Raw genomic sequence first — 12,015 nt, forward strand, 5'->3', positions numbered from 1 at the left:
ATGATCGCACATAATATAAACGGATGGGTGTCTGGCGCTGCGACATGTGCGGGTCATCGCTACGGCGGCAGCAGGAACTGCCCCGTAAACAAGAAAACCGCCGTCCTTGCGGATGGCGGTTTCCTGTCCCGGATGGCGGAATTACTTGCGCGGGTACTTGATCGTCATTTCGCGCAGCAGGTTGTCCGCATGGTCGACTTCCTTCATCACCCACAGCATGTAGCGCACGTCCAGGTGAATGGCACGGGTGATGTCGCGGTCGAAGTACCAGTCCTTCGTGATCGACTCGTAGGTCGAATCGAAGTTCAGTCCCACCAGCTCGCCGCGCTTGTTGACGATCGCGGAGCCGGAGTTGCCACCAGTGGTGTCGGCGCTGGACAGGAAGTTCACCGGCACCGTGCCCAGGACAGGGTCCTTGAACTGGCCGTAGCGCCTGGCCTTGATCGCTTCCATCAGCTTGGCCGGGGCGTTGAACGGATCCTTGCCCGTGTGCTTCTCGACGATGCCTTCGACGGTCGTGAAGGGGCCTTTCGAGATGCCATCCTTCGGCGAGTAAGGCGCCACCGTGCCGTACGTCACGCGCAGCGTGGAGTTGGCATCCGGGTAGACCGGCTTGCCCTGCGACTTCTTCCACGCGATAACGGCGCTCATGTACTGCGGAATGACCTTTTCCAGATTGCCTTCCACTTCCTTGGAGCGGTCTTCCAGCGCGCGGTCGATGGCGTTGAGCTTGAGCGCCAGGCGGATGAAGGCGTCATCGGACTGCGCCAGCGCGGCCGCATCCTTGTCCAGCAGTGCCAGGCGCGTAGCCGTGTCACCGAGCTTCGTGCCCTTGTACAGCGCGGGCACGTCGGCGACGGCTGGCAGCAGCGCGTCCAGCCCCTGCGGACGCTTATGCAATTTCGCATAGCGCTGCAACCCTGCCACGAAGCGGGCCTGGTCGACGCCGGCCACGTACGACTGCTCCAGGCGGGTCAGGCGCGCCTTGATGAAGGTCAGGTCACGCTCCTGGTAGCCCGCCTCGCGTTCGGCGTTGGGCTTCTTGCGCTCTTCGGCGAGCCGTACCAGCGTGCGGGCGCTCTTGAACATGTCGCTGTTGGTGGCGACGTTCCACGCGAACTGCTCCTGCTCCAGCGCCATGTCGGCGGCGATCGCCGCGTCCAGTTCGGCCAGCATGGTCCGCGACACGTTCGGCTGCTTGCCATACCAGGCGCGGAACTCGGCATCCTGCACGTCCTTGATGGCGGCGATGTCCTTGCGGGCGAAACCGTCCAGCAGGCCCTGCGTCTTCTTCATGCGGTTGTTGATGGACTTGACCACCGACGCATAGCGCACTTCGTCGTCGGCCTTGGCCTTCGTCGCGGCGGCGATGGTGTCCAGGTCGGCCTGGTATTCGGCCACCTGGGCCGGGTAGCTAATCTTTTGCGCGTAGCGGATTTCCGACGGCAGCTTGTAGCGGCTGGTACGGCCAGGGTAGCCGGCCAGCAGGATCGGGTCCCCGGCCTTCAGCCCTTCGGCGGAGACGACGAGGAAGTCCTTCGATTGATAGGGCACGTTGTCCAGCGACGGCTCGGCGGGACGGCCGTCCTTGCCGACGTAGGCACGCAGGAACGAGTAGTCGCCCGTGTGGCGCGGCCATTCGTAGTTGTCGATGTCGCCGCCGTAGTTGCCGATCATGTCGGCCGGCGCGTAGACGAGGCGCACGTCGCGGATCATCATCTGGCGGATGCGGTAATACTCCAGGCCGCGGTGGAATGCCGGCACGGAGCAGCGGTAGGTCTTGTCGGTCTCGCACTCGGCGATCAGGTCCTTGATGCGGCGTTCGATCAGTTCGTGCCGCGCCTTGCCGCCCACGTTCTCCAGCCCCTGCAGCACGCGGGCGCTGACGTTTTCCACCTTGTCGGTTACGTAGACCAGCGTGTTGGGACCGCCCGGCAGCTCTTCGGCGCGCGTCCTGGCAAGGAAGCCGTCGACGATATAGTTCTTCTGCGCTGTGGAGTTGCGCTGGATCGCACCGTAGGCGCAGTGGTGGTTGGTGACGACCAGGCCGTCCGGCGACACGAACGACGCGGAGCAGCCGCCGAGCGAGACGATGGCACTCATCGGATGCTTCGACAGGTCCGAGATACGCTCGGCGGGAATCTCGATGCCGATACGTTTGAGTTCCGCTTTCAGTTGCGGCATCTGGTGCGGCTGCCACTGGCCTTCGTCCGCCACGGTGGTACCGCAGGCGGCCAGCAGCGCGGCTGGCAGTACAAGTTTTTTGAACGACAAGATGGTTCCCCCGATGGTTAGGCTGCTTGAGCCACGGCAGTATAAGCCCACTGCCCCGATGTGGAAAGCCACCCGCCCGCCGGCCCCGCCGCAGGGCGCCCGGCCTTGCGCTTACTCGGCGTGCCAGCCGCCGCCCAGCGCCTGGATCAGCGCCACGGCTGTCGTCTGCCGGTCCGCCTGCACCTGCACCATTGCCCGGCGCGCCGAAAGCGCCGTGACCTGCGCGTTCACCACTTCAGTGTAATTGACCTGGCCGGCCCGGTAGCGGTTGATCATCTGCTGCTCGACCTGGTCGGCCGCCTCCGAGGCAGCGCGACGCAGCTCCTGCTGCTGCGCCAGGGTGCGCGTGGCCGACAGCTGGTCCTCGATGTCGGCAAACGCGTTCAGCACCGTCTGGCGGTACTGGGCAATGGCGACGTCGCGCGCGGCGCGGGTCTGTTCCACGCGCGACGAGATGGCGCCGGCATTGAAGATGGCCTGCGCCGCGGACACGCCCAGCGACCACAGGTTGTTGGATGCATTGAACAGCCCCGCCGTCTGGCTGGCGCCGTAGCCGTACGACGCCGACAGGCTCAATGAGGGGAAGTACGCCGCGCGGGCGATGCCGATCTGCTCGTTGGCGATGGCCACGCGCCGCTCCGCCGCGGCGATGTCGGGTCGGCGCTGCAGCAGCGCGGACGGAACGCCGACCGGCACCTCCGGCACCGCCAGCGTCCACGGCGCCGCAGGCAGTGTGAAGTCGGCGGGCGCCTTGCCCAGCAGGATGGCAATGGCGTGCTCGTACAGCGCGCGCTGGCGGATCAGCGTCAGCTGGTCGGCCTGCGTATTGGACAGCTGCGTCTGTGCCTGCAGCAGGTCGGAGCGGGCTGTGATACCCGCGTTGAAGCGGTTCTGCGTGATCTGCAGCACCCTCTTGTAGCCTTCGACCGTCGTGTTCAGGATTTCCAGCTGGGCATCCGTCTGGCGCAGGCCGATGTAGTTGGCCACCAGCTCGCCCTGCGCCGACAGCCGCGCCGACGCAAGCTCCGCCGCGCTGGCCTGTGCGCTGGCCTGCGCGCCCGTCACGCCCGCGCGCAGCCGGCCCCAGATATCCGGCTCCCAGCTGCCGCCGATGTTGACGCGGTAGTTGTTGGCGGTACGCGAGTCGCCACCGCCCGAGCGGGTGCCGGAGCCACTGAGGCTGACCACGGGGAACAGCGCCGCGCGCTGCTCCGCCACCACGGCGCGCGCCTGCGCATACGCGGCCACTGCAGCCGCCACGTTCTGGTTGTTGACGTCGATGGCCGCCGCCAGTTCGTTCAGCGTCGCGTCGCCGAACAGCGTCCACCAGTGGCCGCGGTCGAGCGCATCGGCCGGCGCAGCCGGAACCCAGCCTTCGGCCTCCTTGAAATGCGCGGGATTGGCGGTGGCGGGCACCTCGTACTTCGGACCGACGGCGCAGCCGCTCAAGGCGGCAACGAGACAGGCAATGGCGGTCGGACGGAAAATGGCGTTCTTCTTCATGGGTTCACTGGCAGGTCGTGCCCGTCGTGCGGACGGGCGAGCTTGTGTTCGTCGGGGCTGCGCGAACGCAGCCGGTCGAGCAGGATATAGACGACGGGCGTCGTCAGGAGCGTCAGCAGCTGGCTGGCAATCAGGCCCCCGATGATGGCGATGCCCAGCGGCTGGCGCAACTCGGAGCCTTCGCCGAAGCCGATGGCCAGCGGCAGCGCGCCCAGCGCAGCGGCCAGCGTCGTCATCAAGATCGGACGAAAACGCAGCAGGCACGCTTCGCGCACAGCTTCCGCCGCGCTCAGGCCGCGCGCCCGTTCGGCGTCGAGGGCGAAGTCGATGATCAGGATCGCGTTCTTCTTGACGATGCCGATCAGGAGGAACACGCCGATCAGGGCGATGATGGAGAACTCCATGCGGAACATCAGCAGCGCCAGCACGGCGCCCACGCCAGCGGAAGGCAATGTGGACAGCACCGTGATCGGGTGCACCAGGCTTTCGTACAGGATGCCCAACACGATATATATGACCACGATCGCCGCCAGGATCAGCATGGGCTGCTGCTTGTTCGATTCCTCCGCCTGTTTCGCCTGCCCCTGGAAGCTGCCGCGCACATTGTTCGGCATGCCGATGTCGGCTTCGGCCTGTTTCACCGCCTCCTGGGCATCGCCCAACGTGGCGCCCTCGGCCAGGTTGAACGAGATCGTCGTCGCCAGCTCGCCGTCCTGGTGGTTGACGGACGTCGGCGTGGCGCTTTCAGCAAACGAGGCAATGCCCGACAGCGGCACCATGTTCGTGGCCGCCGTGCTGAGGGCCGCGCCAGTGGACGTGTCGCGCTGGCCCTGCGCATTGTTGGCGGCGCTGTTGGCGTTGGCCGCGGCTGTCACGGTCGATGCCGTCGATGTCGTCGATGTCGTCACTGCCTTCGACGGCACGTACACGTCACGCAGCGCCTCGGGACTCTGCGCATACTCCGGTGCCACTTCCATGACGACCTTGTACTGATTGAGCTCATCGTAGATCGTTGCCACCTGGCGCTGGCCGAAAGCGTTGTACAGCGCATTGTCGACGTCGCGCACGCTGAGCCCCAGGCGCGCCGCCGTTTCCTTGTCGATGGTGACGAAGGTCTCCACGCCATTGTCCTGCTGGTCGGTGTCGATATCGGTCAGCGCGGGCTGGGCCTTCATCGAATCGGCGAGCTTCGTCGCCCACGCCTGCAGATCGGCGCGGTTGTCGCTTTTGAGCGTGTACTGGTAAGTGGAGTTGGACGAACGTCCGCCCATGCGCAGATCCTGCACGGGGTTGAGGAACAGCGACACGCCCGTCACCTTCGCCAGCTGCGGGCGCAGCCGGGCGATGACGGCCTGGCCGGACTCCGTGCGCTCGTCGGCCGGTTTCAGGTTGACGAACATGAAGCCGCCGCCGGCGCGCGAGCCGCCGGTGAAACCGACGACGGTTGCCACGGCAGGATCCTTGCGGATGATGTCCACCAGCTGGCGCAGCTTCTGCTGCATGGCCTGGAACGAGATGCTCTGGTCGGCGCGCAGGCCGCCATTGAGCTGCCCCGTATCCTGTTGCGGGAAGAAGCCTTTCGGTGCTGCCGCGAACAGGTAGACGTTCAGGCCGACGACGAATGCCAGGATGAACATCACCAGCCACAGGCTGTGCAGCGCCCAGTCCAGCGCGTGTTCGTACACCCGTTGCAGCCACAGGAAGCCACGCTCGAACGCGCGCGCAATGCGGCCCGGCGGCTTGCCGTCGTGCTCCGCCTTGAGCAGCCAGGCGCACATCATCGGCGTGGTCGTCAGCGATATGACGAGGGAAATCATCACGGCGGCGGACAACGTCACGGCAAATTCGCGGAACAGCCGGCCCACCTGGCCGCCCATGAACAGCAGCGGAATGAACACGGCCACCAGCGACAGGCTGATGGACAGCACGGTGAACCCCACCTCGCGCGCGCCCAGCAGCGCCGCCTTGAACCGGTCCATGCCGGCCTCGATATGCCGCGCCGTGTTTTCCAGCACGACGATGGCGTCGTCCACGACGAAGCCCGTGGCCACCGTCAGCGCCATCAGCGACAGGTTGTTCAGCGAAAAACCCAGCAGGTACATCACGCCGAAGGTGCCCAGCAGCGAGACAACCGTCGCTATTGCCGGGATCACCGTCGCCCGCACATTACGCAGGAACGCGCTGACCACCAGCACCACCAGAATCACGGAAATCACCAGCGTAATTTCGATCTCGTGCAGCGACGAGCGGATCGAGTTGGTGCTGTCCGACGCCACCGCCAGCCGGATGTCCTGCGGCAGCTGCGCCTGCAGTTGCGGCAGCAGCGCGCGCACGCTGTCCACGGTCTCGATGACGTTGGCGTCCGGCTGGCGCCGCAGCAGCACGATAACGGCCGGGTCGCCGTTGTACAGCCCCAGCGTGTTCTTGTTTTCCGCCCCGTCTTCGACCGTCGCCACGTCGCGCAGCCGGATCGCCGAACCGTCGCGCCACGCCACGACGAGGTCGCGGTAGTCCGCGGCCGAGGGCCGGCCCGGTTGCGAACCCGCGCCGGAGGCAGGCGCCGAATAGATCTGCAGGCGCCGGTCGTCGCCTTCCAGCGCACCCTTGGGCCGATTGGCGTTGGTCGCCTGCAGCGACGCGCGCACGTCCTCCATCGACACGCCGTAGCGATTGAGCGCATACGGCAGCAGCTCGACGCGCACGGCCGGCAGCGAACCGCCGCCGATCTCCACGTCGCCCACGCCCTTCACCTGCGCCAGCTTCTGCTGCACGATATTCGACACGGCCTCGTAGATCTGGCCCGGCGTGCGCGTGGGCGACGTCAGTGCCAGGATGATCACGGGGGCATCGGACGGATTGGCCTTGCGGTACGTTGGATTGCTGCGCAGCGTGGATGGCAGGTCGGCGCGCGAGGCATTGATCGCTGCCTGCACTTCGCGCGCGGCCGCGTCGATCTTGCGATTCAGGTCGAACTGCAGGTTGATGCGGGTCGATCCGCTCGACGAACTGGACGTCATCTCGTTCACGCCGGCGATGACGCCCAGGCGCCGCTCCAGTGGCGTCGCGACGCTGCTGGCCATCGTGTCCGGGCTCGCGCCCGGCAGGCTGGCCGACACGGAGATTGCGGGGAAATCGACCTGCGGCAGCGGCGAGACGGGCAGCACGAAGAACGCGCCGATACCCGCCAGCGCGATGCCGATGGTCAGCAGCACGGTGGCGATGGGCCGCCTGACAAACGGTTCGGACAGGTTCACGACGCCACACCCTCCACGCGCCGGTCACCCTTGCGTCCGAAGCGCTGGCCCAGCCGGTCGAACGCCAGGTAGATCACCGGCGTCGTGTACAACGTCAGCATCTGGCTGACGATCAGGCCGCCGAAGATCGCCAGCCCGAGCGGGCGGCGCAGTTCGGCGCCCTCTCCCCAGCCCAGCATCAGCGGCACGGCGGCAAACAGGGCGGCCAGTGTGGTCATCAGGATCGGCCGGAAGCGCAGCAGCGCGGCCTGGTGGATCGCCACCTGCGGCGCCTTGCCTTCGTCGCGTTCGGCCTCGATGGCGAAGTCGATCATCATGATGGCGTTCTTCTTGACGATGCCGATCAGGAGGATGATGCCGATGATGCCGATCACGCCCAGGTCCTGGCCCGAAATCATCAGGGCCAGCAGCGCGCCGACACCGGCCGACGGCAACGTCGAGAGGATCGTCAGCGGGTGGATATAGCTTTCGTACAGCACACCCAGCACGATATAGACGCAGACGACGGCGGCCAGGATCAGCCACAGCTGGTTCGTCAGCGACGCCTGGTAGGCGCCGGCCGCGCCAAGGAACGTCAGCGTGACGGAACCCGGCAGTTTGATTTCCTGTGCCGCGGCACGGATCTCGTCCACTGCGCGGCCCAGCGAGACGCCCGGCGCCGTGTCGAAGCCCAGCGTGGTGGCCGGGTACTGGGCCACGTGCGTGATCTGCAGCGGCGCCGGCTGCTCGACGATGGTCGCCACTGCCGACAGCGGGGTTGGCTTGCCGCTGCCGGTGCGGATCTGCAGGTCGCCAAGCGACGCCGGCGTCGTCAGGCTACCTGGCTCCGCTTCCAGGATCACGCGATACTGGTTCGTCTCGGTGAAAATGGTCGAGACGATGCGCTGGCCGAAAGCGCTGTACAGCGCATCGTCGATGGCGGCAGCCGTGACGGACAGGCGCGATGCGGTATCGCGGTCGATGCTGACGTATGCCGCGGCGCCCGTCGCGCCGGCGTCGGACGTGACGTTGCGCAGCTGCGCCTTGGCCTGCATCTGCGCCGTCAGCTTGTTGGCCCATTCCGTCACGGTGGCCGTGTCCGCGCCTTCCAGCGAGACGCGGTACTGCGTGGGGCCGGTCTCCGCGTCGATGGTCAGGTCCTGGGTCGGCTGCAGGTAGATCCGCACGCCGGCCACTGCCTCCACGCGGCGGCGCAGCCGCTCCATCGTCTCCGCCTGGTCGCCGCGGTCCCGCTTGAGGTTGATCAACATGCGGCCCGTGTGCAGCATCGTGTTGTTGGCCGCATCCACACCCACAAAGGAACTGATGGACTCCACGGCCGGATCCGCAAGGATCGCTTCGGACGCCTGCAATTGCAGGTTCGCCATGCGGCTGTACGAAACGGCCTGCGCCGATTCGATGCGGGCCTGCAGCTGGCCCGTGTCCTGCGTGGGGAACAGCCCTTTCGGGATCAGCATATATAACAGCACCGTCAGCACCAGCGTGCCCAGCGCCACCAGCAGGGTCAGGCCCTGGCGTGCCAGCACCCACTGCAGCGAGCGGTCGTAGTGGAACACGACCTTGTCGAAGAAACGCTGCACGCGTGCGCCGAAGCTCCCAGGTTCGTCGTTCTTGTGGCTCGTCAGCCAGCGGCCGGCCATCATCGGCACCAGCGTCAGCGAGACGACGGCGGAGATGAGGATCGTGATCGACAGCGTGATGGCGAACTCGCGGAACAGCCGGCCCACGACGTCGCCCATGAACAGCAGCGGAATCAGCACGGCGATGAGCGAGACCGTCAGCGAGATGATGGTGAAGCCGATCTGCTTGGCGCCCTTCAGTGCGGCGGCCATCGGCGTCTCGCCCTCCTCGATATAGCGGGCGATGTTCTCGATCATGACGATCGCATCGTCGACCACGAAGCCGGTGGCGATGGTCAACGCCATCAGCGACAGGTTGTTCAGGCTGTAGCCCAGCAGGTACATGACGCCGCAGGTGCCGATCAGCGAGATCGGCACGGCCAGGCTGGCGATGACGGTGGCGCGCACACTGTGCAGGAAGAAGAAGATGACGAGAACCACCAGCACAACGGCCAGCAGCAGCTCGATCTCCACGTGTTCGACGGAAGCGCGGATACCCGTGGTGCGGTCGCTCAGCACGTCCACACGCATGGCCGTCGGCAGGCCGGCCTGCAGCTCCGGCAGGCGCGCCTTGATCGCGTCCACCGTGGCGATGACGTTGGCGCCCGGCTGGCGCTGCACGTTCAGGATGATGGCAGGCTTCAGGTTGGCCCACGCGCCCAGGCGGACGTTTTCCGCGCTGTCCACCACGCGCGCGACGTCCAGCAGGCGCACCGGGGCGCCATTGCGGTAGGAGACGATCAGGTTCTTATAGTCGTTGGCGGTCAGCAGCTGGTCGTTGGCGTTGATCGTGAACGAGCGGGTAGGACCGTCGAACGAGCCCTTGGCGCTGTTGGCATTCGCGTTCGAGATTGCAGTACGCAGCGTGTCCAGACCCAGGCCGTAGCTGGCCAGCGCCAGCGTATCGGCCTGGATGCGCACCGCAGGACGCTGGCCGCCGGACAGCGTGACGAGACCGACGCCCGTCACCTGGCTGATCTTCAGCGCCAGGCGGGTGTTGACGATGTTCTGTACTTCCGTCAGCGGCATCGTGTCGGACGTGATGGCCAGTGTCAGCACGGGCGCGTCGGCGGGATTGACCTTGGCGTAGACGGGCGGCGCCGGCAAGTCCGTCGGCAGCAGCGAGCCGCCCGCGTTGATGGCGGCCTGCACTTCCTGTTCGGCCACGTCGAGCGTCTGGCCCAGGCCGAACTGCAGCGTGATGATGGAGACGCCGGCCGCGCTGGTGGAACTCATGCGCTGCAGCCCGGACATCTGGCCGAACTGGCGCTCCAATGGTGCAGTAACCGTCTGGCCCATCACTTCGGGACTGGCGCCCGGGTACAGCGTCTGCACCTGGATGGTCGGGAAATCGACCTGCGGCAGCGCGGAGAGCGGCAGGAACCTGAAGCCGACGAGGCCCGCCAGCACGATCGCCAGCATCAGCAGCGCCGTGGCGACGGGGCGCTGGATGAACGGTGCCGATGGACTCATCGTGCGTTGCCCGCCGCCGGCGACTGGCCCTGGGGTTGTCCGCTGACGCCGCGCGCCGAACTGGAGCCGTCCGCCGCGCTGCCCGGGCCGCTGCGGCCGCCCTCTTCCGGCATCGTGCGTTCGCGCCCGCCCGGCGACTCGCCCGTACGGTGCGGCCGCATCTTGGCCGCATCGGTGGCGACGGAGCCGGGTGCCACGTCCGGCGTGCCGGCCGGTGCGGTGGACGCGCCGTCCGCGCGGCGGCGTTGGTTCTCGCCTTTTGCGCCGTCGCCACGTCGCCCGGCACCCGGTTTATCGCCCGGCAGCGTTACTTTCGCGCCGTCCTTGAGACGGTCGGCGCCTTCCGTGATGACCTGCTCGCCGGCCTTGACGCCTTCGATGATCTGCACCTTGTCAACGGTGGCCTGGCCCCGCTTGACGGTGCGCAGCGATACGGTGCGGTCGCCGTTCAGCACATACACATAATCGCCCGTGCTGCCGTGGCGCAGCGCCGTCACGGGCACCATCACCGCGTCCTTGATCCTGCGCAGCTCCAGCCGCACGTTCACGAACTGCATGGGGAACAGCGTCATCTTCGCATTGTCGAAGCGGGCCTTGGCCATGACGGTGCCCGTCTGCGTATCGACCTGGTTGTCCAGCGCCGAGAAGCGGCCTTCGTCCAGCACCTCGGTGCGGGTGCGGTCGTATGCCATTGCTGGCAGCACGGCGCCCGTGGTGGCGCGGTTCATGATGTCCGGCACGCTGTCCTGCGGGATCGCGAATTCCACGTCGATGGGCGACTGCTGCGTGATGACGGCGATGCCGGTCGCATCGCCGGCGCTGACCAGGTTGCCGACGTCGACGACGCGCAGGCCCACGCGGCCCGTGATCGGTGCCACCACTTTCGTATAGCCCAGGTTCAGCCGCGCCGTGCCTTCGGCCGCGCGATCCGTCATGACGGTACCCTGCAGCTGCTTGACGAGTGCCGCCTGCGTGTCCACTTCCTGGCGCGCGATCGAATCCTGCGACAGCAAGGTGCGGTAGCGTTCCAGGGTCAGGCGGGCGTTTTCCAGCTGGGCCTCGTCGCGCTGGCGCTGGCCGGTAGCCTGCAGCAGCGCCATCTCGAACTGGCGCGGATCGATCTGCGCCAGCACCTGGCCGGCCTTGACCAGTTGCCCTTCCTTGAACAGCACCTTTTGCAGGATACCGGAGACCTGCGGCCGCACGGTCGTCGTGGCCGCGGCGGTGACGGTGCCCAGCGCATCGAGCGTCACGGGCAGATCGGCCAGTTCGGCTGTCGCCACCCCCACCGTCGTGGCCGGACCGCCGCGCCGGCCGCCGCCAGGGCCGCCGGGGCCGCCCGGCCCGGCCATCGCGCCCGCGCCCTGTGCCGGAGGACGATGCGTCAGGTGCCATGCCAGCCAGCCCAGGCCGGCCATGGCCACGATGGCGATGACGCCGCCGATCACGCGCGCGCGGCGGCTGCGGGGTTTCTGGCGAGGTTGAGGTTGACCGGGAGGGTTCGAGGGCGCTGCTGGCGTCATCGTGGAAGTCCTTGTTTTTGCTGTGTTTCGATAGTGGTATGCCGATAGCCGAATCGACTCTAACACAGCGTATTGGGCACTCCGCACGGGTTTGCTTATCTTTACAGAGTGGAAACAATACGTTACCAAGTGATCGGTTCTGCCGACCGGCGGGATGCGAACGGCGGCTGGTGCCTGTCACCGCTGTGGCGTCTTGTTCCGCTGCTGAAAGCGGCCTCGTCAATACAACCGCTTCCTGTGGTCTATTGTGCAACGCATTTTCGACGGTCGTGCTAATCTGACCACGTCCTGCTGCCCGGATTTCGCTGGCAGCTTGCCAATATTGTGGCATCCACCAAAACTAGAAGTGAGTACGCGAGATGAGTAAAA

General features: G+C 66.5%; 5 protein-coding genes. All 5 read right to left on the reverse strand.

What is annotated here, in order from left to right; translation table 11 throughout:
* Nucleotides 1–141: 141 nt before the first annotated feature.
* Nucleotides 142–2,274 carry a S46 family peptidase gene (locus tag E1742_RS07390; protein WP_259772432.1) on the reverse strand — a complete coding sequence of 711 codons (2,133 nt, stop codon included), beginning with the start codon at nt 2,272–2,274 and terminating at the stop codon, nt 142–144.
* A 111-nt stretch (nt 2,275–2,385) separates the two neighbouring features.
* A complete protein-coding gene (locus E1742_RS07395) occupies nt 2,386–3,777 on the reverse strand; it encodes an efflux transporter outer membrane subunit (RefSeq protein WP_134384260.1) in 1,392 nt (463 codons plus the stop codon).
* Nucleotides 3,774–7,031, reverse strand: a complete 3,258-nt coding sequence (locus E1742_RS07400) for an efflux RND transporter permease subunit (protein WP_134384262.1) — start codon at nt 7,029–7,031, stop codon at nt 3,774–3,776. Before E1742_RS07400 ends, E1742_RS07395 begins: the two co-directional genes overlap by 4 nt.
* A complete protein-coding gene (locus E1742_RS07405; RefSeq protein ID WP_134384264.1) occupies nt 7,028–10,123 on the reverse strand; it encodes an efflux RND transporter permease subunit in 3,096 nt (1,031 codons plus the stop codon). Before E1742_RS07405 ends, E1742_RS07400 begins: the two co-directional genes overlap by 4 nt.
* Nucleotides 10,120–11,646 (reverse strand): efflux RND transporter periplasmic adaptor subunit, encoded by a 1,527-nt coding sequence (locus tag E1742_RS07410; RefSeq protein WP_134384266.1) that lies wholly within the window; start codon nt 11,644–11,646, stop codon nt 10,120–10,122. Before E1742_RS07410 ends, E1742_RS07405 begins: the two co-directional genes overlap by 4 nt.
* Nucleotides 11,647–12,015: the final 369 nt, after the last annotated feature.

Source organism: Pseudoduganella plicata, assembly GCF_004421005.1.
Lineage (GTDB): Bacteria > Pseudomonadota > Gammaproteobacteria > Burkholderiales > Burkholderiaceae_D > Rugamonas > Rugamonas plicata.

What these genes read in the sequence shown, in the direction of transcription:
- E1742_RS07405 (WP_134384264.1), bottom strand. Translation starts at nt 10,123, where the DNA reads ATGAGTCCATCGGCACCGTTCATCCAGCGCCCCGTCGCCACGGCGCTG.
- E1742_RS07395 (WP_134384260.1), bottom strand. Translation starts at nt 3,777, where the DNA reads ATGAAGAAGAACGCCATTTTCCGTCCGACCGCCATTGCCTGTCTCGTT.
- E1742_RS07410 (WP_134384266.1), bottom strand. Translation starts at nt 11,646, where the DNA reads ATGACGCCAGCAGCGCCCTCGAACCCTCCCGGTCAACCTCAACCTCGC.